This is a genomic window from Kitasatospora acidiphila, from assembly GCF_006636205.1.
Taxonomy (GTDB): domain Bacteria; phylum Actinomycetota; class Actinomycetes; order Streptomycetales; family Streptomycetaceae; genus Kitasatospora; species Kitasatospora acidiphila.
Map to the genome: position 1 here is coordinate 7,363,223 of NZ_VIGB01000003.1, position 25,120 is coordinate 7,388,342.

A 25,120-nucleotide genomic window follows, 5' to 3' on the forward strand; every position below is an offset into this window, starting at 1 on the left:
CACACCTGAGCGCACAGAGCCGAAAGGTGGAGTCATGTCACTGCTGTCCGCTGTCCACGGACCGGCCGATCTCAAGCGGCTGCCGGCCAACCGGCTGCCCGAGCTGGCCCAGGAGATCCGGGACTTCCTGATCGAGGCGGTCTCCAAGACCGGCGGCCATCTCGGCCCCAACCTGGGCGTCGTCGAGCTGACCATCGCCCTGCACCGGGTCTTCGACTCGCCGAACGACCGGATCCTCTTCGACACCGGACACCAGTCCTACGTCCACAAGCTGCTGACCGGCCGCCAGGACTTCAGCCGGCTGCGGGCCAGGGGCGGTCTGTCCGGCTACCCGTCCCGCGCCGAGTCCGAGCACGACGTGATCGAGAACTCGCACGCGTCCACGGTGCTCAGCTACGCCGACGGCATCGCCAAGGCCCACCAGATCCAGGGCCGCACGGACCGCCAGACCGTTGCCGTGATCGGCGACGGCGCGCTCACCGGCGGCCTGGCCTGGGAGGCGCTCAACAACATCGCCGAGGCCCAGGACCGCCCGCTGGTCATCGTGGTCAACGACAACGAGCGGTCCTACGCCAAGACCATCGGCGGCCTGGCCAACCACCTCGCCACCCTGCGCACCACCCAGGGCTACGAGCGCTTCCTCGCCTGGGGCAAGGAGGCGCTGCAGCGCACCCCGGTGGTCGGCCAGCCGATCTTCGAGGCGCTGCACGGCGCCAAGAAGGGCTTCAAGGACTCCTTCGCGCCGCAGGGCATGTTCGAGGACCTCGGCCTGAAGTACGTCGGGCCGATCGACGGCCACGACATCGGCGCGGTGGAGTCCGCACTGCGCCGGGCCCGCGGCTTCGGCGGCCCGGTGATCGTGCACTGCCTGACCGTCAAGGGCCGCGGCTACCGGCCCGCCGAGCAGGACGAGGCCGACCGGTTCCACGCGGTCAACGCCATGGACCCGTACACCTGCCTGCCCATCTCGCCCTCCGGCGGCACCTCCTGGACCTCGGTGTTCAGCGAGGAGATGCTCGAGGTCGGCGCCCAGCGGCCGGACGTGGTGGCGATCACCGCGGCGATGCTGCAACCGGTGGGCCTGGCGCCGTTCGCCAAGGCCTTCCCGAAGCGCATCTTCGACGTCGGGATCGCCGAGCAGCACGCCGTGACCAGTGCGGCCGGCCTGGCCACCGCCGGGCTGCACCCGGTGGTCGCGGTCTACGCGACCTTCCTCAACCGGGCCTTCGACCAGGTGCTGATGGACGTCGCGCTGCACAAGCTCGGCGTCACCTTCGTGCTCGACCGGGCCGGGGTCACCGGCAATGACGGCGCCTCGCACAACGGCATGTGGGACCTGTCGGTGCTTCAAGTGGTGCCGGGCCTGCGGCTGGCCGCCCCGCGCGACGCCGAGCAGCTGCGCACCCAGCTGCACGAGGCCCTGGAGGTCGAGGACGCGCCCACCGTGCTGCGCTTCCCCAAGGGCGAGGTCGGCCCGCCGGTGCCGGCCGTCGAGCGGGTCGGCGGCGTGGACGTGCTGCAGCGCACCCGGGTGCCGGGCCGAGCGGGCCAGCAGATCCTGCTGGTCTCGGTCGGCGCGATGGCCGGCGCCTGCCTGGACGCCGCCGCCCTGCTCACCGCCGACGGGTTCGCCACCACCGTGGTCGACCCGCGCTGGGTCAAGCCGGTCGACCCGGCGCTGATCCGGCTCGCCGCCCAGCACACGCTGGTGGTGACCGTCGAGGACAACGGCCGCACCGGCGGGGTCGGCGCTGCCATCGCCCAGGCGCTGCGCGACGCCGAGGTGGACACCCCGCTGCGAGACCTCGGCCTGCGCCAGGAGTTCCTGGACCACGCCGGCCGCGGCGAGATCATGGAGGAGGCGGGCCTGACCGGTACCGGCATCGCCGCCCAGGCCGCCGCCTACGCCAAGCACCTGCTGCCCGAACGAGGAGTGAACGAACCCCGTGCCAGCTGACCGCCCGACCAACGCCCTGGACCTCGCCGCCCTGCTCGCCGAGCGCGGCGATGAGCGGTACGAGCTGCACGCCCGGTACCTCAATCCGCAGCTGCCGCGGATGCTGCACACCATCGGCTTCGACAAGACCTACGACCGCGCCGCCGGTCCGTTCTTCTACGACGCCGAGGGCAACGAGTACCTCGACATGCTGGCCGGTTTCGGCATCTTCGCGCTGGGCCGCCACCACCCCGTGGTGCGCGACGCCGTCCAGCAGGTGATGGACCTCGACCTGCCGGACCTGACCCGGTTCGACTGCCCGCCATTGCCCGGACTGCTGGCCGAGAAGCTGCTGGGCTTCGCCCCCGGCCTGGACCGGGTGTTCTTCGGCAACAGCGGCACCGAGGCGGTGGAGACGGCGATCAAGTTCGCCCGCTACGCCACCGGGCGGGGCCGGATCCTCTACGCCGACCACGCCTTCCACGGCCTGACCACTGGCTCGCTGTCGATCAACGGCGAGGGCGGGTTCAAGAAGGGCTTCGGCCCGCTGCTGCCGGACACCGCGATCCCGCTGGGCGACCTGGGCGCGCTCCAGCGGGAGCTGCGCCGCGGCGACGTGGCGGCGCTGATCGTCGAGCCGATCCAGGGCAAGGGGGTGCACCAGGCCCCGCCCGGCTGGCTGCGGGCCGCCCAGGAGCTGCTGCACGAGAACAAGGCGCTGCTGATCTGCGACGAGGTGCAGACCGGGATCGGCCGCACCGGCACCTTCTTCGCCTACCAGGCCGAGGAGGGCGTGCAGCCCGACCTGGTCTGCGCGGCCAAGGCGCTCTCCGGCGGCTATGTGCCGATCGGCGCCACCCTCGGCAAGAACTGGATCTTCGAGAAGGTGTACTCCTCGATGGACCGGGTGCTGGTGCACTCGGCCAGCTTCGGGTCGAACAACCAGGCGATGGCCGCCGGCCTGGCCACCCTGCAGGTGATCCAGGACGAGAAGGTGGTGGAGAACGCCCGGGTGGTCGGCGAGGTGTTCCGCTCCCGGCTGGCCGCGCTCACCGAGAAGTACGAGCTGCTCGCCGACGTGCGCGGGCGCGGGCTGATGATCGGCATCGAGTTCGGCCGGCCGAAGTCGCTCAAGCTGCGTACCGGGTGGACGGCGCTGCAGGCCGCCCGGAAGGGCCTGTTCGCCCAGATGGTGGTGGTCCCGCTGCTGCAGCGGCACCGGATCCTCACCCAGGTCTCCGGAGACCTCCAGGAGGTGATCAAGCTGATCCCGCCGCTGATCATCACCGAGGCCGAGGTGGACCGCTTCCTGGACGCGTTCTGCGACGTGATGGACGACGCGCACCGCGGCAGCGGCCTGATGTGGGACTTCGGCAAGACCCTGGTGAAGCAGGCGGTCGCCAACCGCTGACCGCTACAGCTCCACCCGGCGCCGGCGGATCACCACGTAGAGGTCCACGGCGGCGAACAGCGTGAGCACGAAGCTGACCACCGCGAAGCCGACCAGGGTTCCCTGAGAGGGCACTCCGGTCGGCTTCGCCAGTGCCGCGAAGATCGCGAAAGTGGCCGTCATCAGGGCGAAGAACGGGGTGAAGATCACCGACAGCAGGAACCGCAGCTTCAGGTCGCTGCGCGCGAACCGGGGCTCGGTTCCGCTGCGCCAGCGGCGCGGGGTGGTCGCGTAGCGCATGGTGCGCACCTCCGTCCGTCTCTGGCAAGGCAGTGCCCGGACAACTCCAGGCTAATCCGGAGTAACCTCATGAGCCGAGGCGAACGGGCCGCGGTCGGGGCAGACCGGGGGCGAGGAGCGGAGGAGCGGCGTGAGCATCGCGGTGTGCACCATCTGCACCGGGACCGGCCGACTGGCCGGCCTGCAGTGCCGGACTTGCAAGGGCACCGGGACCACCGAGCGGGACGGCGGCGGCAACTGCTTCCTGTGCAGCGGCACCGGAACGTACACCCGCTACCGGGTCTCCGCCGACGGCAGCAAGCAGGCCTACCGGGAGGAGCCCTGCCGGACCTGCGACGGCACCGGAACGATCACTGGAAGCCACTCGGCCGACGCTTGATCGTCCGTCAGTTCGCCCTTTCTGATGTACGGTCAAACCGCTACCGTGGACGTACTCTTCGTATCCGATGCGAGGTCGCCCATGGTCGTCACCGACACTTACTTCCGGTACTGCGCCTCATGCGGTACGCCGGTCAGCGAGGGTCCGGAAGGCGGCTATGTCTGCGGGGCCTGCTTCCACGTGGTGGAGCCGCTGGGGGCGGACGCGGCGCGCAGGCGGCGCCGCGCCGAGCGGGCCGCCATGGTCGCGGAGGCCGCCCGGCTGCGGGCGCTGCGGCAGTTCTAGCGGCTACCGCTTCCTGGCCACCACGGCATAACCCGGTGCCCACACATCGGCCGCCCCGGCGGATTCCGGACGCCACTGGGGGATGACCACCAGGCCGGGCTCGACCAGCTCCAGGCCCTCCAGGAACCGCTCGATCTGCGCGCGGGGGCGCGGGGTGGCCTGGGCGGCCGCCCTGCGGTAGACCTCCTTCCCGGCCTCCGTCTGGGCCGGGTCGCCGAAGTCGCCGGTGCCGTGCGACATGATCAGGAAGCTGCCCGGGGCCAGCGCGTCCAGCAGCGTCTTCACGATCCCGTACGGATCCTGCTCCTCGTCTATGAAGTGCAGCACCGCGATCAGCATCAGCGCGATCGGCCGGTCGAAGTCCAGCGCCTCGCGCACCTGCTGGTCGGCGAGGATCGCGGCCGGGTCGCGCAGGTCGGCCTGCAGGGCCAGCGTCCGGCCGTGCGAGGGGCCGGCCATCAGGGCCCGGGCGTGCGCGAGCACGATCGGGTCGTTGTCCACGTAGACCACCCGGACCTGCGGGTCGACCTGCTGCGCCACCTCATGGGTGTTGCCCTCGGTCGGGATGCCGGTGCCGATGTCCAGGAACTGGTCGACGCCCTGCTCGGCGACGAAGCGCACGGCGCGCTGCAGGAACGCCCGGTTGGCCTTGGCGGCCTCCGGGATGCCCGGGGCGATCGCGATGATCTGCTCGGCGGCGGCGCGGTCGGCCGGGAAGTTGTCCTTGCCGCCCAGGAAGTAGTCGTAGATCCGGGCCGGGTGCGGAATCTCCGGTCGCAGGTCGGTGGCCGGCGGGGGCTCCTGGGCCAGTCCTGTGCCATCCAGCTGGTGTTGTCAGCCATCGTCGCTCCCGCCCTCATCGGTGATGTGGGAGCAGCATAGACAGTGGGCGATCAGCTGTCCGACGGTCCGTCAGATTTTCGGCGGACGGTAACCATGACGACCACCATGAGAATTCACTCGCAATTCCCGTTGACTGCCTGGGAGCGAGCCGTAAAACGTCAACAACTGACACGACCCTGGTCACCGGATCGGCATCGTGACCAGGGTCGCTACGCAGGACGGACTAGTCGAGCGGGCCGCCCGCGACGTAAATCACCTGGCCGCTGACGAAACCGGCGCCCTCGCTCACCAGGAACGAGATGGTGTGGGCGATGTCCTCCGGAACACCCACCCGCTGCACCGGGATCTGGGTGGCGGCGGCCTCCTTGAAGGCCTCGAACTCCATGCCGACCCGGGCCGCGGTGGCGGCCGTCATGTCGGTGGCGATGAAGCCCGGGGCCACCGCGTTGGCGGTGATGCCGAACTTGCCCAGCTCGATCGCCAGGGTCTTGGTGAAGCCCTGCAGACCGGCCTTGGCCGCCGAGTAGTTGGCCTGGCCGCGGTTGCCCTGGGCGGACGAGGACGAGAGGTTGACGATCCGCCCGAAGTGGGCGTCCACCATGTGCTTCTGCACCGCGCGGGTCATCAGGAAGGCGCCGCGCAGGTGCACGTTCATGACGGTGTCCCAGTCCGACTGGGACATCTTGAACAGCAGGTTGTCGCGCAGCACACCGGCGTTGTTGACCAGCACCACCGGGGCGCCGAGCTCGGTCGCGATCCGCTCCACGGCCGCCGCGACCTGGGCCTCGTCCGACACGTCCGCACCCACCGCGAGGGCCCGGCCGCCGGCCGCGACGATCTTGTCGACGGTCTCCTTGCCCGCGCTCTCCTCCAGGTCGACGACCGCGACGGCGAAGCCGTCGGCGGCGAGCCGGAGCGCGGTGGCGGCACCGATGCCGCGGGCGGCACCGGTGACGACGGCGACCCTGTGCGTGCTGGTCTGCTCGGTCATTCGGAGTACTCGTCTCTACTCGATTCGGGGTGCAGTTACCCTACCGGCGAGTAGTAGAGCGGAGAAGAGCGCCCGCCGGTTGAATGCTCAACTCCTTGGCGTGGGACGAATTACGACAAGTACACCGAACATCCGTCTACTATCCGCCCCTGCCTGCCGCATTGCGGCCTCCGTTTGTATAGTGTGCGCCAGCAGCCGTCGGCTGCACGGCGGAGCTCCCCTCGAAAAGGGTCGACATCACTGCGGTTGATGGCGATTCGCTTGGGGGAGGCCAGCGCGCCGCTACTGCCCCGCCCGGGTGTCCCACAGCACGCCGGGTGTGACATCAGGACGGATTCATGGTGCTGGGGGAGATCCCGACGACCCGCGTGCCCGGCAGACTGCAGCAGTCGCCCGGGCACCTCATCCGCGTGGCCCAGCAGGTGCACACCCGGCTGTGGTCCGAACACGTGGGAGCCGAACTGACGGCTCCTCAGTTCGCGGTCCTGCTTGCCCTCGCTCTCGAACCGGGCGCCGACCAGCGCACGGTGGGGGAGCGGGCCTCGCTGGACAAGGCGACGATGGCCGAGATGGTCGCTCGGCTGGTACGGCGTGGCCTGGTGCTGCGCCGTCGCGATCCGGCGGACGGCCGGCGCAAACTGCTCGCGCTCTCGCAGAACGGCGCCCAGGCGGTCCGAGAGGCCACCGGCGGCGTGGTGCGGGTGCAACGCATGCTGTTCGAACCGCTGTCGGGTGAGGAACAGCTCGAACTGGTAAGGGTGCTGGCCAAGATAGCCCGGCTGGAGCCGGCCGCCGTCGCCTCGTTGACGGACACCCGTCCGCTGCTGGATGCCCAGCGTGCGGTCGGGTACCTGATCCGGGTTGGCCAGCAGGTTCACACCAAGCTCTGGTCGGAGTACGTCGGTTCGGAGCTGACGGCACCTCAGTTCGCGGTGCTGGACGCCCTGGAGACCGAGCCGGGCGCCGACCAGCGCACGGTCGGCGAGCTCGCCTCGCTGGACAAGGCGACGATGGCCGAGATGGTCTCGCGACTGGTCCGCCGCGGTCTGGTGCTGCGCCGGCGCGACCCTTCGGATGGACGGCGCAATCTGCTCTCGCTCTCGCCCACCGGTCAGGAGCTGTTGCACAGCGCCGCGGCCGGGGTGGCGCAGGTCGAGCGGCAGCTGCTCGAACCGCTCGACCAACTGGAGCGCCAGCGGGTGCTGGTGCTGCTGACGAAGGCGGCCAGGCTCGCGCCGCTGGTGTAACGATTCGTCAGCCCAGTGACCATGAGGGGTACTGGCCGACACACGTATGAGCGCCCCTTGTTGCTCGGGGCGCTCATACGATTTTTCACTGGTTGGCGAACAGTCATCCCAGTGAGGCGAACGGCCGTGCCCGCCGAGGGGTGCTCAACTCGGCGGGCGGCACCGTCAGTTCCAGTCGAAGCCGGACGGGTCCGGGCCGAGCCGCTTGCCGGTGGCGCTGCCGTCGATCGCGGCGAGGTCCTCGGCGTCCAGCTCGAAGCCGGTGACGTCGAAGTTCTCCCGGATCCGGGACGGCGTGACGGACTTCGGGATCGCGACGATGTCGTGCTGCAGGTGCCAGCGCAGCACCACCTGGGCGACCGTGCGGCCGTGCTTGGCGGCGATCTTGGCGAGCACCGGCTCGGCGAGCAGCGCACCGCCCTGGCCCAGCGGGCTCCAGGCCTCGGTGGTGATGCCGTGCTCGGCGTGGAAGGCACGCAGCTCGCGCTGCGGGAAGTGCGGGTGCAGCTCCACCTGGTTGATCGCCGGGACCACCGAGGTGGTCTCGAACAGGTGGGTGAGCTCGGCCTGGCCGAAGTTGGAGACGCCGATCGCCTTGGTCCGCCCGCTGGCGAGCAGCTCCTCGAAGGCGGCCCAGACGTTGCCGTAGCTGCCGTGCATCGGGCGCGGCCAGTGGATCAGGTACAGGTCGAGGTAGTCGGTGCCGAGCCGGGCCAGCGAGGCGTCGAACTCGCGCAGCACGGCGTCCCGCCCGGCCTGGCCCGACCAGTCGCGGGTGCCGCTGTTCCACAGCTTGGTGGTGAGGAACAGCTCCTCGCGGGGGACGCCGGCCTGCCGGATGCCCTCGCCGGTGCCGGCCTCGTTCTCGTAGATCGCGGCGGTGTCGATGCTGCGGTAGCCGGCCTCGATCGCGGTGCGCACCGCGGCGGCCGCCTCCTCGTCCGGAACCTGCCAGACGCCGAAGCCGAGCTGCGGGATGACCACGCCGTTGTTCAGGGTGATGCCGGGGATGCTGCTCACGAAGGTTTCGCGCCTCTCGTCCTGGTTCGGTGGTTTCGTTCAGTGAACCAATGAGATGGCCGTGATGTTCCCGGGTACCGGACTGCGGGTCACCCGTCCAGGTGAGTCGGCGTCCTCCGAACGAGGGACGGGGTGGTGCTTCGGTCGATCTTCGTGGCACCAGGGCGCAGACTTGCGGTGTGACGAGGAATCCGGGCCGTCAGTTCGACGGCAGGAAGAAGAGCGACATCGCGGGCGTCCCGACCAGCATCGTGGTCGGTGTGGTGACGGCCCTGCTGGCGCTCTGGTTCCTGCTGGCCAACCTTGAGAGGGTGAAGATCCAGTTCTGGTTCTTCACGGTGACCGCGCCACTGTGGATCGCGCTCGCCGCGACGCTGCTGATCGGCGGCGTGCTCGGCTGGGTGCTCAAGGGGCGGCGCGAGAACCGGTAGGGGCCGGACGAGGGGAGGGGGCCGGGTGACCAGCGCACCGTTCACCCCGCTGATCGAACTCAGCGGGGTCAACAAGCATTTCGGTGAACTGCACGTGCTGCAGGACATCGACCTCACGGTGGGCCGCGGCGAGGTGGTGGTGGTCATCGGCCCGTCCGGCTCCGGCAAGTCCACGCTGTGCCGGGCGATCAACCGGCTGGAGCCGATCGAGAGCGGCACCATCACCATCGACGGCCGGCCGCTGCCGGCCGAGGGCAAGGGGCTGGCCCGGTTGCGAGCCGAGGTCGGCATGGTCTTCCAGTCCTTCAACCTGTTCGCCCACAAGACGGTGCTGGAGAACGTGACGCTGGCCCAGCTGAAGGTCCGCAAGCGGGCGAAGGACGAGGCCGAGACCCGGGGCCGGGTGCTGCTGGAGCGGGTCGGCCTGCTGGCGCACGCCGACAAGTACCCGGCCCAGCTCTCCGGCGGCCAGCAGCAGCGGGTGGCGATCGCCCGGGCGTTGGCGATGGATCCCAAGGCGCTGCTCTTCGACGAGCCCACCTCCGCGCTCGACCCGGAGATGATCACCGAAGTGCTGGACGTGATGCGCTCGCTGGCCGCGGAGGGGATGACCATGGTGGTGGTCACCCATGAGATGGGCTTCGCCCGGGCCTCCGCCAACCGGGTGGTCTTCATGGCGGACGGCCGGATCGTCGAGGACCGGGCTCCCGAGGAGTTCTTCGCCCGCCCGGAGAGCGAGCGGGCCCGCGACTTCCTCTCCAAGATCCTCAAGCACTGAGGGGGCGACAGGTGCGCCGTCTGCTGCTGCTCCCGGTCACCGTGCGCCGTCTGCTGCTCCCGGTCGCCGCGCTGCTGCTGGCTGCCCCGCTGACCGCCTGCGGCAAGGACGGCACCCCGCCGACCAAGGGGCCCAAGCCCGGTTCGCTGCCCAGCTACCCGGTCGCCGCCGCGGTCGGCACCGCCGGCTCACCCACCCTGGCCGCCGCCAGGGCCCGCGGCCACCTGGTGGTCGGCGCCAAGGAGGACCAGCCCTACCTGGGCGAGAAGGACCCGGCCAGCGGCGTCTACTCCGGCTTCGACATCGAGATCGCCAAGATGGCCGCCGCCTCGCTGGGCTTTCGCGGCGACCAGGTGCAGTTCAAGACCATCGCCTCGGCCAACCGGGAGACCTCGCTGCAGAACGGCCAGGTCGACTACTACGTCGGCACCTACACCATCAACGACAACCGCAAGAAGCTGGTCGGGTTCGCCGGGCCGTACTTCGTCGCGGGGCAGGGCCTGCTGGTGCGCAAGCACGAGAGCGGGATCAACGGGCCGCAGGACCTGGCCGGCCGGACGGTCTGCTCGGCGGCCGGCTCCACCCCTACCAGCGGATCCAGCAGCACTACCCGAAGGCCAAGTTGGTCGGCTACGACACCTACTCCGCCTGCGTCGACAATCTGATCACCGGCCAGGTGGACGCCGTCACCACCGACAACGCCATCCTGCAGGGGTACGCCGCCAAGGCGCCGGACGAGCTGAAGCTGGTCGGCCAGCCCTTCTCCACCGAGCCCTACGGCATCGGCAGCCCGCGCGGCGACACGGTGCTGCGCAACCTGCTGAACGACGCGATCGCGCAGCACGAGCAGAACGGCGACTGGAAGAAGGCCTACGACGCCACCCTGGGCCTGTCCGGTGTGCCGGCCCCCACCCCGCCCGCGATCCAGCGGTACTGAGGAGCGGCGCCCATGAACGTCCTGACCGCCAACTGGTCCATCTACTGGCACGGTTTCATCGGCACCCTGGAGCTGACGGCGGTGAGCGCGGCCCTGGCACTGGCCCTCGGCGTGCTGATCGCCGGCTTCCGGGTCTCCCCGGTCCCGGCGCTGCGGGGCTTCGGCCTGGTCTGGGTGACCCTGCTGCGCAACACCCCGCTCACCCTGCTGTTCTTCATCGTGGTGCTGGGGCTGCCGAGATTCGGCATCTCCTTCCCGTTCTTCACCTTCGCGGTGCTCGCCCTCGGCTGCTACACCTCGGCGTTCATCTGCGAGGCGCTGCGCTCGGGCATCAACACCGTGCCGGTCGGCCAGGGCGAGGCGGCCCGCAGCCTGGGCATGACCTTCGGCCAGACGCTGTCCCTGGTGGTGCTGCCGCAGGCGGCCCGCGCGGTGGTGGCCCCGGTCGGCAGCCTGCTGATCGCGCTGGCCAAGAACTCCGCGATCGCCGGGTCGTTCAGCGTGGTCGAGCTGCTCGGCACCTATCGGCCCATCAACGAGCTGGGCTACAGCATCATCTGGACCTTCGTCTGGATCGCGGTCGGCTACCTGGTCATCACGCTGGCGATCAGTGTCGTCTTCAACCTGCTGGAACGACGACTGGCGGTGTCCCGGTGACCTCCCTGGCGGCGGCCAGCGCGCTCTACGACATCCCCGGGCCGAAGACCCGCGGCCGGCACCGGCTCTACAGCCTGCTGGCGCTGGTCGGGATCGCCGGGCTGCTCTCCTGGGTGGGCTATGAGCTGGTCGACACCGGCCAGTTCAGCTACACCAAGTGGAATCCCTTCCAGTACAAGGGAATTCAGCGGCTGCTCTGGCACGGGTTGCTCAACACCCTGAAGGCGTTCGGGCTGGCGGCGGCGTTCGCGCTGGCATTCGGGGTGCTGTTCGCGGCCGGCCGGCTCTCCGAGCACCGGCCGGTGCGCCGGTTCAGCACCCTGGTGGTGGAGTTCTTCCGGGCCATGCCGCTGCTGGTGATGATCTTCTTCATCTTCGTGGCGATGAAGGTGCAGCCGCTCTGGGCGCTGGTGGCCGGGCTGACCCTCTACAACGGTTCGGTGCTGGCCGAGGTGTTCCGGGCCGGCATCCTGGCGGTGCCGCGCGGGCAGCGGGAGGCGGCCTACGCGCTGGGCATGCGCAAGACCCAGGTGATGCGGCACGTGCTGGTGCCGCAGGCCAACCGGGCGATGCTGCCGAGCATCATCAGCCAGCTGGTGGTGGCCCTCAAGGACACCTCGCTGGGGTTTCTGATCACCTATGAGGAGTTCCTGCACGCCGGCAAGTTGATCGCCACCAACCTCGACTACGACCTGCCGTTCATTCCGGTGGTGATGGTGATCGCCCCGGTCTACATCGGCATGTGCCTGCTGCTCTCCTGGTCGGCGTACGCGGTCGAACGACGGGGGCGACGCAGTGTTCGACTGCGGGGCGGCCCGGCGGTGGCCCCGGCGGGGGTGCCTATGGGTTCGCCCCCTGAGGTGGGGGAACACCCGGTGGGTCAGGTCTGATCATCTAATCAGCTGTTCTTGGGGCAGATCCGATAGCCCAAAATTCTGCTTATGATTGGGCATGCTTGACTCCCGGCACATCCGGACCTTCCACGAGGTCGTGAGTAGCGGCTCGTTCACCGCCGCGGCCCGTGCGCTCGGCTACACCCAGCCCGCTGTGACCCAGCAGATCCGCGCGCTGGAGCGGGAGGCCGGGGTGCCGCTGTTCACCCGGGACGGCCGCCGGATGAAGCTCACCGAGGCCGGCCAGACCCTGGCCCGGCACGCCGAAGTGATCCTCGGCAACCTCGGCGCCGCCGCCCAGCAGCTCCAGGCACTGGCCCGGTTGCGGGCCGGCCGGGTCCGAGTCTGCGCCTTTCCCAGCGCCAACGCCACCCTGATCCCCGAGGCGATGGCCCGGCTGATCGCCGAGCACCCAGATGTGCGGGTCGAACTCCAGGAGGCCGAGCCGCCGGAGTCGGTCAACCGCCTGCTGGCCGGCGAGTGCGACATCGCCCTCTCCTTCAGCTACCCGGGGATCCGCACCGAACTGCCCCCGGACGTGGTCGAGGTGCCGCTGATGGAGGATCTGCTCACCGTGCTGCTGCCGGTCGGCCATCCGCTGGCCCGTCGGCACGCCGTCCGGCTGGCCGAGCTCGCCCAGGCCCGCTGGGTGGCCGGCTGTCCGCGCTGCCGCGCCAACTTCCTGCACATCTGCGCCGACCAGGGCTTCGAGCCGGACATCGTCTTCACCACCGACGACAACCTGGCGCTGCAGAGCCTGGTCGCCGCCGGGGTCGGCCTGGCCGTGGCGCCCTCCCTGGTGCTCTCCTTCCTCTGCCACCGCAAGGTCACCGGCCGGGCCCTGGAGCCCCATGTGCGCCGCCAGGTCAGCGCCTTCGTACTGCGCGGGCACCTGCCGCTGCCCGCCACCGCGGTGGTGCTGGCGGAACTTCAGAGGGCCGGGGCCAGCCGGGTCGGTTGCTGACGGTGCGTTGGTTTCCGAGGATCCATAAGCGCAGTTAGGCAACCGCCAACTTGCGCTCCTTGGACGCGCCACCCCCGCACGACGCACCCTGCTCGCCATGACGACGACTACCACGGAGCGCCCCGACAGCGGGCAGCTCACCCCCGAGGCACAGGCCCTGATCGCCGACACCCGGGCCGTGGTGGCCCGAGGCCTGGCCCCGACCTCACGGCCTACCTGGTCGGCGAGCGGCTGCGCGAGCGACTCGGCCGGCCGGACCTGCTGACCGCCGCCCAGTGCGAGCCCGACCCCGAGCGCTACCGGCAGCACCTGCTGCACACTGAGGAGGACGGCAGCTTCTCGGTGATCGCGCTGGTCTGGCTGCCCGGGCAGCGCACCGGCATACACGACCACGTCTGCTGGGGCGTGGCCGGCGTGCACCAGGGCCGGGAGACCGAGCGCCGCTACCGGCTGGTGCCGGACGGGTCCTGCGCGCAGCTGCTGCCCGCCGAGGAGCTGGTCAGCGACGTCGGCTCGGTGAGCGCCTTCACCCCGCCCGGCGACATCCACCGGGTCCGCAACGCGGGCAGCGACCTGGCCATTTCCATCCACATCTACGGCGCCGACGTCCGGCGCCTCGGCAGCAGCGTCCGCCGGATGTACCCGAGTCTGGCGGGCGAACAGGACTGATGAGCTTCACTCGTACCCAGCCGCACCCGGCGGCCTCCCTGTCCGGCCTGCGCCGCCGCCCACCGGCCGCACTGCCCGGGCTGCTGCTGGCCGCCCTCGGCGTGACCGCGGCCATCCTGGTGCACGACGCGGTCCCGGCGGTGCCGATGCTCACCGCCTCGGTGGTGCTCGGCATCGTGGCCGCGCAGCTGCCGGGCAGTCGCCAGCTGGTGCAGGGCGCGGCCAAGGTCGGACTGGGCGTCGCCGCCAAGCGGCTGATGCGGGTCGGCGTGGTGCTGCTGGGCCTCAAGCTGAGCCTGTCCGACGTGGCCGGGCTCGGCTGGGCCACCGTCGCCCTGGTGCTCACCGTGGTCGCAGCCACCTTCGCCGGCACCTGGTGGCTGGGCCGCCGCCTCGGCCTGCCCGGCGACCAGCCGCTGCTGGTCGCCACCGGCTACTCGATCTGCGGTGCCTCGGCGATCGGCGCGGTCAGCCAGGTGACGGGCAGCGAGGAGGAGGACATCGCCGGCTCGGTGGCGCTGGTGACCCTGTGCGGCACGCTGGCGATCGCAGTGCTGCCGGTGCTGCACGCCCCGCTCGGCCTCGACTCGGTCGGCTTCGGCCGCTGGGTCGGCGCGAGCGTGCACGACGTCGGCCAGGTGGTCGCCACCGCGCAGACCGCGGGGCCGACAGCGCTGCGCCAGGCCGTGCTGGTCAAGCTGATGCGGGTGGCCCTGCTGGCCCCGCTGGTGGCCGGCCTGGGCGTGGCGACGCGGCGCGGGTGGCTGGCGCGGCGCACCGAGCCGGGAGCGGGCGGGAAGCGGCCGCCGGTGCTGCCGCTGTTCGTGGCCGGCTTCCTGGCGATGATCCTGCTGCGCAGCACCGGGGTGCTGCCGAGCGCGCTGCTCGACGACGCCGACCAGGTGCAGCAGCTGGTGCTGGCGGCCGCGCTGTTCGGCCTGGGCGCGGCGGTGAACCTGCGGACGCTGGTGCGCACCGGCGGGCGGATGGCGGCGCTGGGGCTGGCGTCCTGGGTGATGGTGGCCGGGGTGTCGTACGCGGGGGTGCTGTTGACGGTCGGCTGACTCCGGACGGCGGGCGCGGGCTTCGCGGCGGGTGGTGGACCCGGGTGCGGAGCCCGCGCCGTTTGCGTCTGCCGGCTTCGGGTGTCGGCTGCATGTGACGGCTTCGCGTGCAGCCTCGTCGCGTCAGCCGAACGGGTCGGCGGCGGTGCGGGTGCCGAACGGGTCGGCGGCGGGGGCGGGGGCGCCGGCCTGAGTGGGGACGCTCGCCTGGGCGGGGGTGCTTGTCTGGGGGGCGAAGGGGTCGAAGTCGTCGGGCGGGATCATGACGGGGGTGCCCTTGGTGGCCGGGGCCGGTGTGGTGGTCTCGGCTGGTGTGGCGGCTTCGGTGGGTTGGGGGGCGAAGGGGTCGAAGTCGTCGGGCGGGATCATGACGGGGGTGCCCTTGGTGGCCGGGGCCGGTGTGGTGGTCTCGGCTGGTGTGGCGGCTTCGGTGGGTTGGGGGGCGAAGGGGTCGAAGTCGTCCGGCGGGATCATCACCGGGGTGCCCTTGCCGGGCGGGGGCGGCGCGACCGGGGCCGGTGGCGCGGCGGGGGCGGCACTCTTGGTGGGCGCCGCCGTGCCGCGGGTGACCGTGCCGAAGGGGTCGGCGGGCTGGTTGGCCATCACCGTGCCGAACGGGTCGAGCGGCACCGGCTTGGGCTCCGGCTCCGGTTCGGGCACCGGCTCGGCGGCTACGGGCGCGGCGGGCACGGGCACGGGCTCCTTCGGCTGCGCAGCGACCGGCTCCACCGCTACCGGCTCGGCAGCGACGGGCTCCACCGGAGCAGCGGCAGCCGGCTCAGCGGCAGACGGCGTGTTCGGCGGCAGCGTCGGCATGGGTGGCACCACCGGCGCGGGAGGCGGGGTGGGTGCGGTGGGTGCGGTGGGCGCGGGAAGCGGGGTCGGCGGCGCGGCGGCAGGCGGGTTGCCGGCAGCCGTCACTACCGCTGCGTCCGGCACCGCCAGCGGCGCGACCGTCGATCCCCCCGTGCCCAGCCGCGCGGCCGCCGCCGCCCGCCCGTCCACGCCGTCCCAGCCGAGCTCGATGCTCCGCAGTACCCGGGCGAAGAGGGCGGCATAGCGCTCCCAGTCCTCGCCGTGCGCCGTGCCCAACTGGACGGTGAGCAGCGACGCCCCGTCGGGCAGCGGCAGGAAGGCCTGCGCCACCGAGGAGACCAGCCAGTGGCGGGCGCCGTCCGCGGCCAGCGTGGCGGGCACCGCCCCGGTCCGCCCCTGGACCAGCACCACCGCGGGCCCGGACGGCAGGATCACCGTCCACACCTCGGCCTGCGGCCGGGCGGTGGCGAGTTCGGCGGCCAGCTCGGCGATCGGCGTCACGTTCGGCTGCAGCGAGACCACCAGCGAGGCGTTGCTGGGCCGGCCGTCGATCTCCACGGCTGCCACCCCGGCGTACCGCACCCCGGCGGCTGCGCTGTCGTCGGCCAGCACGGCGTTGAGCACCGCCCAGTCCCGCCACGCCGACGGGCCGTCAGCAGCGAACAACTCCTCTGCCACCTCGGCGAGTTGCTCGGCCAGCGCTGCGTCGTCACCGCGCACGCTCAGCGCGTGGAAGGCCGGCGGCACCAGCAGCCGCACCTCCACCCCGGTGCCGGCGGCCAGCTCGGTGGGGGTCAAGGTGTGCTGCCCGGAGGCGAGTTCGGCGAGCGGGGCGGCGAACGGCGGCCGCAGCCGGGCGGCCGACGGCTCGGCGCTGACCGGCAGTTGGAACGCGGCGGCCGACAGGCTGCCCGCTTCACCGCGCACCGGCCCGGCGCCGTAGTGGTCGAGCAGCAGCGCGGCGGTGCCGCTCGCGCCGGCGGTGGCCGGTGCGGTGGCGCAGGAGACCACCGTGCCGACGCCGGGCAGCGCCAGCCGGCCGGGCCCGCGCAGCGTGAGCCAGGTGTCGAAGAGCGCCCCGCGCGGCGTGCCGGCCTCCAGCGCGGCGGCCTGCTGCCGGACCGCGCCGGCGCCGAGCAGCGCATCCGTGAATGAGTCCAGGGTGGCGGAGATGAGTTCGGCAGGTGTGCCGGCGGCGATCGCCGCCGCTCCCGTCGCCCCTACTGTGTCAGCCGTCGCCGTCCCGCCTCCGTAGGCGTCCTGCGTCATGGTCCGCAGCCCCCGATCGTGCTCGCCGTAGTGCTCCAAGCTGTTGTATCAGACGGCTCGGGGGTCATTCGGCCTCGCCGTCGGAGTCGGCCGCCAGCGCGCCCAGGGTCTCGGCCAGGCCCGGAACCTGGAGCAGGCCGGCCAGGTCGCGGAGCAGGGCGGCGGTCGGGGTGTCCGGGCGTTCGGCGGCGAGGTAGCCGGCCAGGGCCGGGCCCAGCGCCGGCTCGCGGGCGGCGGTCACCACCAGGCCGGCCACGAAGTCCTGCACCAGCCGTTCGCCGACCAGTTCGCGTGGTTCGCGCTGCTTGTCGGCGAGCCACTCGAGGGCGGTGATCTCGGCCCGGGCGATCCAGGCGCGCACGGTCAGCCGGAGTTGCGGGCTGGGGTCGGGCAGCGCCAGGTGCCGCAGGATCTGGTCGTGCGCGGCCTGCCGGACGTCGTCGATCACGGCGTTGGTGCCGGGGCTGGCCGCCACCGAGCCACCGCGCAGCAGCGCCGCGAAGCCGGGGCCGTGCGAGGCGACGAAGTCCAGGTAACGCGCCATCACCCGGGCCAGCCGCTCGGAGAGCGGGCCGGTCGGCGCCTCCTCGAAGCGCCCGGCCAGCTCCTGCCCGGCCCGGCGCAGCGACTCCTCGTAGATCGCCTGCTTGCCGGGGAAGTAGTGGTAGACCAGCGGCCGGGAGGCGCCCGCGGCGGCGGCGATGTCGTCGATCGACACCTCCTCCGGCGGCCGGATGCTGAACAGCTCCAGGGCGACGGCGATCAGCTGCTCGCGCCGCTCGTCCACGCTGAGCCGGCGCCGCGGCTGCGGTTTCGGTGTCTGCGCGGCGGCTGCGGCGGGCGTACGAGAAGCCATGCGCGCCAGCCTATCCGGCCGGTCAGAAGCTGACGAAAGTGTGACGTGGCGCCCCCGGCCCTGTTCGGACGCCCACCGCGGTGGCGACAATCGATGCCGTGAACGACAACCCTGAGTCCCGCGGCACGCCGGTGGGCCGCCGGCTGATGCTCGGCGTGATCGCGCTGGGCGCCGCCGGGGTGGCCGCCGGGCCGGCGCTCTCCAACTCGCTGGACTCGCTGCTCTCCGGCCTCTCGCGGCAGGACCCGACCGGCCTGACCGGTCTGCTGCCCAACGCGGGCGGTTTCCGCTACTACTCGGTGACCGGCCCGGTGAAGCCGGTGGCGGCGGCCGACTACCGGTTGACCGTCGGCGGCCTGGTCGACCGCCCGGCCGGCTACGGCCTGGCCGACCTGCAGGCGCTGCCGCAGCACCGGATCGTGCACGACGTGCAGTGCGTGACCGGCTGGCGGGTGCCGGCGACCCCGTTCGAGGGGGTGCGGCTGGCCGACCTGCTGGACGCCGCCGGGGTGCGCTCGGGCGCCACCGCGGTGCACTTCAGCTGCTTCGACGGCAGCTACACGGAGAGCCTCACGCTGGACCAGGCCCGCCGGGACGACGTGCTGGTCGCGCTGAAGATGCAGGACCAACCGGTGAGCCACGACCACGGCGGCCCGGTGCGGCTCTATGTGGCGCCGATGTACTTCTACAAGTCGGCGAAGTGGCTGAGCGGGATCACCGTCACGCCCACCGTGCAGCGGGGCTACTGGGAGCAGAACGGCTATGACGTCGATGCCTGGGTCGGGAAGTCGAACGGGCGGGACGATGCGCCCACCAGCTGACGCCACCCGACTGGCCCGGTTCACCCGGGCCGAGCGCTGGGTGCACCGCTGCACCTCGGCGCTGATGCTGCTCTGCATCGCCACCGCCGCCTGCCTCTACCTGCCGCAGCTGGCCGTCCTGGTGGGCCGCCGCCGACTGGTGACGACCGTGCACGAGTGGGCGGGCCTGCTGCTGCCGGTGCCGCTGCTGCTGGGCCTGGCCTCCCGGGCGCTGCGCCGCGATCTGGGCCGGCTCAACCGGTTCGCGCCGTACGACCGGGAGTGGCTGAGGGCGGTGCTCTGGCGCAGCTACCACCGGCCGGCCGGCAAGTTCAACGCCGGGCAGAAGCTCTACGCGGGTTGGATCGCCGGCGCGGTGGTGGTGATGCTCGGCACCGGGCTGCTGATGTGGTTCACCGGCCTGGCGCCGCTGGCCTGGCGCACCGGCGCGACCTTCGTGCACGACTGGCTGGCGCTGGCGGTCGGCGTGGTGGTGCTGGGGCACCTCTGGATGGCGCTGCAGGATCCGGAGGCCCGGCGCGGGATGCGCACCGGCAGCGTGGACCGGCGGTGGGCCACCCGGGAGCACCCGCGCTGGGAGCCGGCCGACGACGAACAGCAGGCCGACGAAGACCACCTGGCCGACGAGGAACAGCAGGCCGACGAGGAACCGGCGGCTGACGGGGCTCAGCCGCCCGGCGACGGTCGGCCTGCCGGTGGCGGTCAGCCGAGCTCGCCGCGCAGCTCCAGATAGCGGTGCCAGGCCTCCAGCCCGTCCGGGACGAACTGCCACTCGCCCGCGGCCAGCCGCTCGGCGATCTCCTCCTCGGTGAGCCAGCCGTGCCAGTCGATCTCGCTCTGCTGCGGGGTTACCGGGCCGGTCCAGGTCGCGGTGTACATGTCGCAGAACCAGCCGAAGCCGTCCTGCTCGAACAGGAACTTGAAGGCCGGCTCGACGGTGATCCCGGTCACGCCGAGCTCCTCCTCGGCCTCCCGGACGGCCGCGTCCGCGTAGCTCTCGCCGGCCCCGACCACCCCGCCGACGAAGACGTCGTACGTCCCGGGCCCGTAGAGCTTCCACGGCGCCCGGCGGTGCGTGAACACCCGCCCCTCGGCGTCGCGGACCAGCACCGCGGCGCAGCGGTGGGTGAGCCGGCGCCGGTAGACCTCGCCGCGGGTCACCGTGTCGATCACCCGGTCCTGCTCGTCCACTACGTCCACTAGTTCTTCAGTCGGGTCGCTCATGGCCATCAGACTAGAGTGCGATGGCGAACGACAGTGGCTGGATGCGGAAGAGGCGGCACGCGGTGGTGGAGATCTGGGGCGAGACGGCCGAGGGGTACGAGGCGGTCCGGGACGCGTTCGCCCGCAACTTCCGCGACTTCGGCGAGCTGGGGGCCGCATTCGCGCTCTATGTGCGCGGCCGCAAGGTGGTCGACCTGTGGGCCGGTGACGCCCGGCCCGAGGTGGACGGCCGGCCGGCGCCCGCGATCGGCTGGACCGCCGACACCGCGCAGGTGCTGCGCTCGGTCACCAAGGGCCTCACCGCGGGGGCGGCCCTGCTGCTGGCCCAGCGCGGTCAGCTGGACCTGGACGCCCCGGTGGCGAGCTACTGGCCGGAGTTCAAGGCGGCCGGCAAGGAGCGGATACCGGTGCGCTGGCTGCTCTCGCACCGGGCCGGGCTGCCCGCCCTGGACCGCCAGCTGCGGGTCGAGGAGGTGCTCGCCTGGGATCCTGCGGTGGCGGCGGTGGCCGCCCAGGAGCCGTTCTGGGAGCCGGGCACGGCGCACGGCTACCACCCGTACACCTACGGCTGGTTGGTCGGCGAGGTGGTCCGCCGGGTGAGCGGGCGCAGCGTCGGCCAGTACTTCGCCGAGGAGATCGCCCGGCCGCTCGGCCTCGACCTGTGGATCGGCCTGCCGGCCGGCGCGGGCGCCCGGGTCGGCCGCCTCGTCGACCTGCCGGCGCCGCCGGCCGCCAACGGGTCGCCGAGCCTGCGGCTGCGGCCCAAGCGCACGGTGGTCGAGGCCTACCAGGACCCGGCCTCGCTGACCGCCCGCGCCTTCGGCGTGGTGGGCCCGCAGCTGGACCTCAACGACCCGGCCGCGCAGGCCGCCGAGATCCCCGGTGCCAACGGCATCGGCACCGCCCGCTCGGTGGCCCGCTACTACGCGGCCCTGATCGGCGCCGGCGACGGCCGCGCCGCCACCGCGCTGTTCACGCCCGGGACGCTGGCCGAGGCGATGGGCCCGGCCTCGGACGGCCCGGACCGGGTGCTGATCGTCAACTCCCGCTTCGGCCACGGCTTCTTCCGGCACGGCCCGACCTCCCCGATGACCTCGCCGGCCGCCTTCGGGCACCCGGGGCGCGGTGGCGCGCTGGGCTTCGCCGACCCCGAGCTGGGGCTCGGCTTCGGCTACGTGACCTGCGGGATGCAGCCGGGGGTGACCGGCGACATCCGCTCGCGCAACCTGATCGCGGCGGTGCGGGAGTGTGTGAACTGACGACCCGTCGACAAGGGGTGGCGGACCGTCAGTTCACCTAGCGGGGCCGCCCAGCGGTCTGCTCCGACCGGTAGCGGACGGTGCGGCCCTCCCAGTCGAGGTATCCGCTCACCAGGGCCACCATGCCGTCGGCATAGCGCCGGGCGGTCTCCTCCTGCGCCGGGTCGAGCTCCAGGGAGCGGTAGGTGTGCGGGAGTTCGTCCAGCAGCTGGGCCATCCGGTCCGCCTTCAGCTGCACCTCGGCGAGGGCCAGTGCGCTGGCCTCGTCCAGCGTGCAGTCGCGTTCCCGCTGCACCACCATGACCAGGTTGTTGACGTCCCCGCGCGGCACCTCCTGCTGGTAGGAGTGCACGTCATTGCTCAGCGGGGCGATGTCGGCGGCCAGTTGGCGCAGCTCGCGCAACGCCGGGCTGTGGAAGGCGGTGGGGCAGACCTCGAACCGGCCGACCCGCTCCACCGTGTCGAGCACCGTCTCCATCGCCGAGGTGCCGCGGCGCAGGAACAGGAAGGGCGTCCGGTCGGGTGCCGCACCGGCCAGCCGGCTGGCCGCCTCGGCGGGGTGGCTGGCGAGGTAGCTCTCCCAGCTGTAAGCCGCCCTGGCCAGCCAGCGCGGTGACATGCCCTGGCTGATCCGCTGCCAGATGGACTCGAACCCGCGGACGCAGGGCGAGTCGGCGGGGGCGGGGGCACCGTGCAGCACCGCGATCAGCTGGTCGCAGAGCTCGGCGCTCTCGGCCGGGTGCCGGCCCAGCGGCCCGTCGAACTCGTCGTCGAAGATGAAGTAGAAGCCCATCAGGTCGGTGGCGAGGGCCAAGTCCTCGGCGGCGCAGTCCGGGTAGGTGAGGGCGGTCAGATCGGCCACGTCCCACCGGGCGTAGGAGGTGGCGCTCATCCGGCTGCCGAGCATCCGGAACTCCTCCATCCAGCGCCGGTGGTGGGCCTCGGCGCCGGCCCGGTGGGGATTGCGGCGATGAGGGTAGTGCACGTCGAGGATCATCGCATCGGACATCGGACTCCCGGGGGCGTGAAAAAGGAGGATCGGCAGACGACGGCACCGCAGGGGTTGCCCGTCGTGCTCGGCAGGGCCGCCGCACCCACGGGCAGCGGAGGCTATCCCATAGCACCATCAGATGACACTGATGTCGCAGCAATTGCCCATGGCGTCCCGATTTGAATCATCATCAGACGGCGGACCTGCGCAAAGCGGCCGCCAACCGGCCCGGGCGACGATAATCTCAAGGCCAGATCACGCATTGCGGCGGTGGAGGGGACCGAGGGTGACCGAACACGGGAGTGCGGACGCGCGGCACGAGCCGGCAGAGCTGGAGCAGCCCCACCTCTACGAGCGGGAGAGCGCGCTCCAGGACGCCCAGCAGGCGCTCGACCGGCTCCGGGTGGAGTACGCGGCCGGCGGTGTCGAGCTCGGTTCCCTGCTGCTCTACAGCGGCAAGGCCGGCATGGGCAAGACGACCATGCTGCAGCAGATCCGGGCGCTGGCCGGCGCCCAGGGCATCACGGTGCTGAGCGGACGCGCCGGTGAGCAGCGCATCAAGGAGCCGTTCCACCTGCTGCGCCAGCTGTTACTGGGCGAGCTGAGCGCGCTGTCCACCGGGCAACTCGACGAAGTGCTGGGCGAATGGCACGCGGTGGCCGGCCCCGCGCTGGGCCTGGTGCCGCCCACCGGCGAGGACCTCGACCCGCAGAGCGTGCAGCAGGGCCTGGACGTGGTGATGACCCAACTGGCCCGGGTCCGCGCGCCGCTGGTGATGCTGGTGGACGACCTGCAGTGGGCCGACCAGGAGTCGCTGGTCTGGCTGGAGTCGCTCGCGGTGCGCTGCCCCGAACTGCCGCTGCTGCTGGCGATCGCCTGGCGCACCGGCGAACTGCCGGACCGGGTGCGGGGGTTCAGGTCCCTGGTGGCCGGCAACTCGCACCGGCACCTGGAGTTCCAGGGCCTCACCCCGCCGGCCGTCGGCAAGTTGGTCCGGGAGGTCTTCCAGGACGCCGAGGACTCGTTCATCCGCCAGGTCTGGGCGGTCACCGACGGCAACCCGTTCCTGGTCAACGCGCTGCTGGCGAAGGTGCGCGAGAGCGGCATCGAGCCGGTGCAGGAGAACATGCCGCTGCTCCACGACCTGGCCGCCGAGGCCCAGGGCATGGACAGCGACTACTGGATGGGCAAACTGAGCATCGAGGCCCTCAAGTTCGCCCAGGCCGCCGCGATGCTGGACACCGAGATCCTGCCCCGGGTGGCGACCAGGATCGCCGCGCTCAGCCCCGCCACGGCGGCCGCCGCGATCGCCGAGCTGCGCCGCCACCAGGTGCTCACCGGCCCGGCCGACGGTCCGCTGGAGTTCGTCCACCCGCTGCTGGCCACCTCGCTCTACCAGTCGATCCGCCCGGCCATCCGCACCGCGATGCACGGCAAGGCCGCGGTGGAGCTGGAGAACGCCGGCCGCCCGCTGGTCGAGTCCTCCCGCCATCTGCTGGAGACCTACCCGGACGACGAGCGGGAGGTGGTGGTCAAGCTGCGCCGGGCGGCCCGCGAGCACCTGGCGGTGGGCGCCCCGGACGCGGCGGTGCGCTGCCTGGAACGCGCCCTGGCCGAACCGCCGGAGGACGAGATCCGGGCCCGGGTGATCTACGAGCTGGCCTGCGCCACCCTGCTCACCGACCCGATCGCCACCGCCAACCAGCTGAAGCTGGCCCTGGACACCGTTCCCGGGCTGCCCGCCGACCTGCGGGTGGACGCCGTCTTCCGGCTCTCCGAGGTGCTGGCCCACAGCGGCCGGCTCGGCGAGGCCACCGATCTGACCCTGGCCGAGGCGCAGCGCACCGATCCCGGCCCGGGCCGGACCAGGCTGGCCGTCGCGCACTTCATGTGGGCCGCCTTCCAGCGCGACGAGGCCGACGGTCCTGGCCGCTCCTCCCGGCTGGCCGACCTCGCCTCCGGGATGCCCGGCGACGACGTCAACGCCCGTGCCGCCCGGGCCCTGCGCGCCTGGGACCTGACGTTGCGGGGCAGCAGCGTCACCCGGGTGCAGGCGCTGCTCGACTCGGCGCTCGACCAGGGCCGGCTGCCCGCGGAGCTGGGCTGGACCACCAACCCCTGGGGCCTGGAACTGCCCGGCATCATCGCGCTGACCCACATCTACACCGACCGCCTGGACCGCGCCGAGCAGCTGATCGACGACGCCATCTGGGCCTTCGGCGTGGCCGGTTGGGAGGGAGCCCATCTGGGGATCGCCGTCTTCCTGATGGGCCTGGCCAAGTTCCGCCGCGGCGCGCTCGCCGAGGCCGAGGTGGAGCTGCGCAACGCGCTGCGGATCGCCCGCCGGGTCGGCCCCGATCTGCCGCTGCAGTGGGACGCGGTCGGCGTGCTGGCCGACACCCTGCTGGCCCGCGGCCGGGTCGAGGAGGCCCGGAAGCTGGCGGCCGACTACTCGTTCGCCCCGCCCTACCACCCCGACGCGATCGTGCTGCCGGACGCGGCCACGCTGTACGGCAAGCTGCTGCTGGCCCAGCGGGACCGGGAGGGGGCGGTCGGCGTGCTGCGCGGGGTCGGCGAGCAACTCACCGCGCGCGGTTGGCACAACACCATCTGGGCGCCGTGGGCCGGTCACCTGGCCCAGGCGCTGTACCCGGAGCGGCCCGAGGAGGCCAGGGAGCTGGCCGAGTGGCACGTGCAGCGGGCCCGGATCTTCGGTGTCGCCTCGGCGGTCGGCAGCGCACTGCGGATGAACGCCGCCGTGGTCGAGGGCCAGCTGGCGGTGGTGTGCAATGCCGACGGGCTGGTGCACCGGGCCCGGCGCGAGCTCAACGCCGCCGGGCTGCGCCCCAACCTGCCCCGCAGCACCGGGCGGGACGCGCTCAGCCGGAACGAGTGGCGGGTCGCCGAGCTGATCGTGGACGGGCTGACGCCCTCCCAGATCGCCGAGCGGCTCGACGTCTCGGTGAGCTTGATCAACCGTCGGATCGCGGCCGTGCACCGCAAGACCGGCAGTGACGTGGAGGGGCTGGCGGCCGCCCTGGGACTGGCCGTCGAGCGTCCGGATTCCGACTGAGGCTTCAAGAGCGGGCCCTAGGCTGAG

22 protein-coding genes and 3 pseudogenes are annotated in these 25,120 nt (G+C 72.1%); 17 read left to right on the forward strand and 8 right to left on the reverse strand.

Annotation, left to right across the window (positions count from 1 at the left end; genetic code table 11):
- Nucleotides 1–34: 34 nt before the first annotated feature.
- Together dxs and E6W39_RS34785 are read left to right on the forward strand one after the other, a co-directional pair.
- Nucleotides 35–1,957 (forward strand): 1-deoxy-D-xylulose-5-phosphate synthase, encoded by a 1,923-nt coding sequence (gene dxs / locus E6W39_RS34780; protein ID WP_141636856.1) that lies wholly within the window; start codon nucleotides 35–37, stop codon nucleotides 1,955–1,957.
- Nucleotides 1,947–3,347 carry an aspartate aminotransferase family protein gene (locus E6W39_RS34785; RefSeq protein ID WP_181799583.1) on the forward strand — a complete coding sequence of 467 codons (1,401 nt, stop codon included), beginning with the start codon at nucleotides 1,947–1,949 and terminating at the stop codon, nucleotides 3,345–3,347. The genes dxs and E6W39_RS34785 overlap by 11 nt, the downstream gene beginning before the upstream one ends.
- Nucleotides 3,348–3,350: 3 nt before the next feature.
- On the opposite strand, the gene E6W39_RS34790 is transcribed toward E6W39_RS34785, so the two are convergent.
- The gene (locus tag E6W39_RS34790) at nucleotides 3,351–3,626 is read right to left on the reverse strand and encodes a DUF6343 family protein (protein ID WP_141636857.1); all 276 of its coding nucleotides are present in this window, start codon (nucleotides 3,624–3,626) and stop codon (nucleotides 3,351–3,353) included.
- 130 nt (nucleotides 3,627–3,756) lie between these two features.
- Between E6W39_RS34790 and E6W39_RS34795 the strand changes: the two genes are divergently transcribed.
- Together E6W39_RS34795 and E6W39_RS34800 are read left to right on the forward strand one after the other, a co-directional pair.
- Entirely contained in the window at nucleotides 3,757–4,005 is a 249-nt protein-coding gene (locus tag E6W39_RS34795; protein ID WP_101379205.1) for a hypothetical protein, read from the forward strand.
- 81 nt (nucleotides 4,006–4,086) lie between these two features.
- Nucleotides 4,087–4,290 carry a hypothetical protein gene (locus E6W39_RS34800; protein ID WP_141636858.1) on the forward strand — a complete coding sequence of 68 codons (204 nt, stop codon included), beginning with the start codon at nucleotides 4,087–4,089 and terminating at the stop codon, nucleotides 4,288–4,290.
- Nucleotides 4,291–4,293: 3 nt separating this feature from the next.
- Here E6W39_RS34800 and E6W39_RS34805 read toward each other — a convergent pair whose 3' ends face one another.
- Both E6W39_RS34805 and fabG read right to left on the reverse strand, forming a co-directional pair.
- On the reverse strand, nucleotides 4,294–5,115 hold the full coding sequence (locus tag E6W39_RS34805; protein WP_141636859.1) for an SAM-dependent methyltransferase: 822 nt from the start codon (nucleotides 5,113–5,115) through the stop codon (nucleotides 4,294–4,296).
- A gap of 241 nt (nucleotides 5,116–5,356) precedes the next feature.
- Entirely contained in the window at nucleotides 5,357–6,124 is a 768-nt protein-coding gene (fabG, locus tag E6W39_RS34810) for a 3-oxoacyl-ACP reductase FabG (RefSeq protein ID WP_141636860.1), read from the reverse strand.
- Nucleotides 6,125–6,462: 338 nt separating this feature from the next.
- On the opposite strand from fabG, the gene E6W39_RS42260 reads away from it, so the two are divergent.
- Nucleotides 6,463–7,371 carry a MarR family winged helix-turn-helix transcriptional regulator gene (locus E6W39_RS42260; protein WP_228718522.1) on the forward strand — a complete coding sequence of 303 codons (909 nt, stop codon included), beginning with the start codon at nucleotides 6,463–6,465 and terminating at the stop codon, nucleotides 7,369–7,371.
- 165 nt (nucleotides 7,372–7,536) lie between these two features.
- Here the strand turns inward: E6W39_RS42260 and E6W39_RS34820 are convergent, their stop codons facing one another.
- Nucleotides 7,537–8,391 carry an aldo/keto reductase gene (locus E6W39_RS34820; protein ID WP_141636861.1) on the reverse strand — a complete coding sequence of 285 codons (855 nt, stop codon included), beginning with the start codon at nucleotides 8,389–8,391 and terminating at the stop codon, nucleotides 7,537–7,539.
- A gap of 179 nt (nucleotides 8,392–8,570) precedes the next feature.
- On the opposite strand from E6W39_RS34820, the gene E6W39_RS34825 reads away from it, so the two are divergent.
- The 8 genes and pseudogenes from E6W39_RS34825 (at nucleotide 8,571) to E6W39_RS34860 (ending at nucleotide 14,784) form a co-directional block, all read left to right on the forward strand.
- A complete protein-coding gene (locus E6W39_RS34825; RefSeq protein ID WP_101379200.1) occupies nucleotides 8,571–8,822 on the forward strand; it encodes a LapA family protein in 252 nt (83 codons plus the stop codon).
- A gap of 49 nt (nucleotides 8,823–8,871) precedes the next feature.
- Nucleotides 8,872–9,600 (forward strand): amino acid ABC transporter ATP-binding protein, encoded by a 729-nt coding sequence (locus tag E6W39_RS34830; protein WP_141638137.1) that lies wholly within the window; start codon nucleotides 8,872–8,874, stop codon nucleotides 9,598–9,600.
- Nucleotides 9,601–9,641: 41 nt separating this feature from the next.
- Nucleotides 9,642–10,537: pseudogene (locus E6W39_RS34835) on the forward strand (glutamate ABC transporter substrate-binding protein).
- Between the two features lie 12 nt (nucleotides 10,538–10,549).
- Nucleotides 10,550–11,194: an amino acid ABC transporter permease gene (locus tag E6W39_RS34840; protein WP_141636862.1), complete on the forward strand. Its 645-nt coding sequence runs from the start codon at nucleotides 10,550–10,552 to the stop codon at nucleotides 11,192–11,194.
- A gap of 5 nt (nucleotides 11,195–11,199) precedes the next feature.
- Entirely contained in the window at nucleotides 11,200–12,084 is an 885-nt protein-coding gene (locus E6W39_RS34845; protein WP_141638138.1) for an amino acid ABC transporter permease, read from the forward strand.
- 61 nt (nucleotides 12,085–12,145) lie between these two features.
- On the forward strand, nucleotides 12,146–13,051 hold the full coding sequence (locus tag E6W39_RS34850) for a LysR family transcriptional regulator (protein ID WP_141636863.1): 906 nt from the start codon (nucleotides 12,146–12,148) through the stop codon (nucleotides 13,049–13,051).
- 97 nt (nucleotides 13,052–13,148) lie between these two features.
- Nucleotides 13,149–13,720 (forward strand): annotated as a pseudogene (locus E6W39_RS34855) (cysteine dioxygenase).
- Nucleotides 13,720–14,784 (forward strand): YeiH family protein, encoded by a 1,065-nt coding sequence (locus tag E6W39_RS34860; RefSeq protein ID WP_141636864.1) that lies wholly within the window; start codon nucleotides 13,720–13,722, stop codon nucleotides 14,782–14,784. The pseudogene E6W39_RS34855 and the gene E6W39_RS34860 overlap by 1 nt, the downstream one beginning before the upstream one ends.
- 123 nt (nucleotides 14,785–14,907) lie before the next feature.
- On the opposite strand, the gene E6W39_RS34865 is transcribed toward E6W39_RS34860, so the two are convergent.
- Nucleotides 14,908–16,908 carry a hypothetical protein gene (locus E6W39_RS34865; RefSeq protein ID WP_141636865.1) on the reverse strand — a complete coding sequence of 667 codons (2,001 nt, stop codon included), beginning with the start codon at nucleotides 16,906–16,908 and terminating at the stop codon, nucleotides 14,908–14,910.
- Between the two features lie 25 nt (nucleotides 16,909–16,933).
- On the reverse strand, nucleotides 16,934–17,725 hold the full coding sequence (locus E6W39_RS34870; RefSeq protein WP_141636866.1) for a TetR/AcrR family transcriptional regulator: 792 nt from the start codon (nucleotides 17,723–17,725) through the stop codon (nucleotides 16,934–16,936).
- Between the two features lie 146 nt (nucleotides 17,726–17,871).
- Between E6W39_RS34870 and E6W39_RS34875 the strand changes: the two genes are divergently transcribed.
- On the forward strand, nucleotides 17,872–18,546 hold the full coding sequence (locus E6W39_RS34875; RefSeq protein WP_141638139.1) for a molybdopterin-dependent oxidoreductase: 675 nt from the start codon (nucleotides 17,872–17,874) through the stop codon (nucleotides 18,544–18,546).
- Nucleotides 18,530–19,129, forward strand: a pseudogene (locus E6W39_RS34880) (cytochrome b/b6 domain-containing protein); the annotation flags it as partial. The gene E6W39_RS34875 and the pseudogene E6W39_RS34880, both read left to right, overlap by 17 nt.
- 119 nt (nucleotides 19,130–19,248) lie before the next feature.
- Here the strand turns inward: E6W39_RS34880 and E6W39_RS34885 are convergent.
- Entirely contained in the window at nucleotides 19,249–19,770 is a 522-nt protein-coding gene (locus tag E6W39_RS34885) for an NUDIX hydrolase (RefSeq protein WP_228718524.1), read from the reverse strand.
- 20 nt (nucleotides 19,771–19,790) lie between these two features.
- On the opposite strand from E6W39_RS34885, the gene E6W39_RS34890 reads away from it, so the two are divergent.
- Nucleotides 19,791–21,029 (forward strand): serine hydrolase domain-containing protein, encoded by a 1,239-nt coding sequence (locus E6W39_RS34890; protein WP_228718526.1) that lies wholly within the window; start codon nucleotides 19,791–19,793, stop codon nucleotides 21,027–21,029.
- A 37-nt stretch (nucleotides 21,030–21,066) separates the two neighbouring features.
- On the opposite strand, the gene E6W39_RS34895 is transcribed toward E6W39_RS34890, so the two are convergent.
- Complete coding sequence (locus E6W39_RS34895; RefSeq protein ID WP_141636869.1) at nucleotides 21,067–22,038, reverse strand: terpene synthase family protein; 972 nt, start codon at nucleotides 22,036–22,038, stop codon at nucleotides 21,067–21,069.
- 268 nt (nucleotides 22,039–22,306) lie between these two features.
- Between E6W39_RS34895 and E6W39_RS43245 the strand changes: the two genes are divergently transcribed.
- Nucleotides 22,307–25,093: an ATP-binding protein gene (locus E6W39_RS43245; protein ID WP_181799584.1), complete on the forward strand. Its 2,787-nt coding sequence runs from the start codon at nucleotides 22,307–22,309 to the stop codon at nucleotides 25,091–25,093.
- The last annotated feature ends 27 nt before the right edge of the window (nucleotides 25,094–25,120 follow it).

Coding starts and splice junctions, on each gene's coding strand:
- E6W39_RS34890 (WP_228718526.1), top strand. CDS start 19,791: ATGGCGAACGACAGTGGCTGGATGCGGAAGAGGCGGCACGCGGTGGTG.
- dxs (WP_141636856.1), top strand. CDS start 35: ATGTCACTGCTGTCCGCTGTCCACGGACCGGCCGATCTCAAGCGGCTG.
- E6W39_RS34860 (WP_141636864.1), top strand. CDS start 13,720: ATGAGCTTCACTCGTACCCAGCCGCACCCGGCGGCCTCCCTGTCCGGC.
- fabG (WP_141636860.1), bottom strand. CDS start 6,124: ATGACCGAGCAGACCAGCACGCACAGGGTCGCCGTCGTCACCGGTGCC.
- E6W39_RS34840 (WP_141636862.1), top strand. CDS start 10,550: ATGAACGTCCTGACCGCCAACTGGTCCATCTACTGGCACGGTTTCATC.
- E6W39_RS34885 (WP_228718524.1), bottom strand. CDS start 19,770: ATGAGCGACCCGACTGAAGAACTAGTGGACGTAGTGGACGAGCAGGAC.
- E6W39_RS34875 (WP_141638139.1), top strand. CDS start 17,872: ATGCTCGGCGTGATCGCGCTGGGCGCCGCCGGGGTGGCCGCCGGGCCG.
- E6W39_RS42260 (WP_228718522.1), top strand. CDS start 6,463: ATGGTGCTGGGGGAGATCCCGACGACCCGCGTGCCCGGCAGACTGCAG.
- E6W39_RS34850 (WP_141636863.1), top strand. CDS start 12,146: ATGCTTGACTCCCGGCACATCCGGACCTTCCACGAGGTCGTGAGTAGC.
- E6W39_RS34895 (WP_141636869.1), bottom strand. CDS start 22,038: ATGTCCGATGCGATGATCCTCGACGTGCACTACCCTCATCGCCGCAAT.
- E6W39_RS34870 (WP_141636866.1), bottom strand. CDS start 17,725: ATGGCTTCTCGTACGCCCGCCGCAGCCGCCGCGCAGACACCGAAACCG.
- E6W39_RS34800 (WP_141636858.1), top strand. CDS start 4,087: ATGGTCGTCACCGACACTTACTTCCGGTACTGCGCCTCATGCGGTACG.
- E6W39_RS34790 (WP_141636857.1), bottom strand. CDS start 3,626: ATGCGCTACGCGACCACCCCGCGCCGCTGGCGCAGCGGAACCGAGCCC.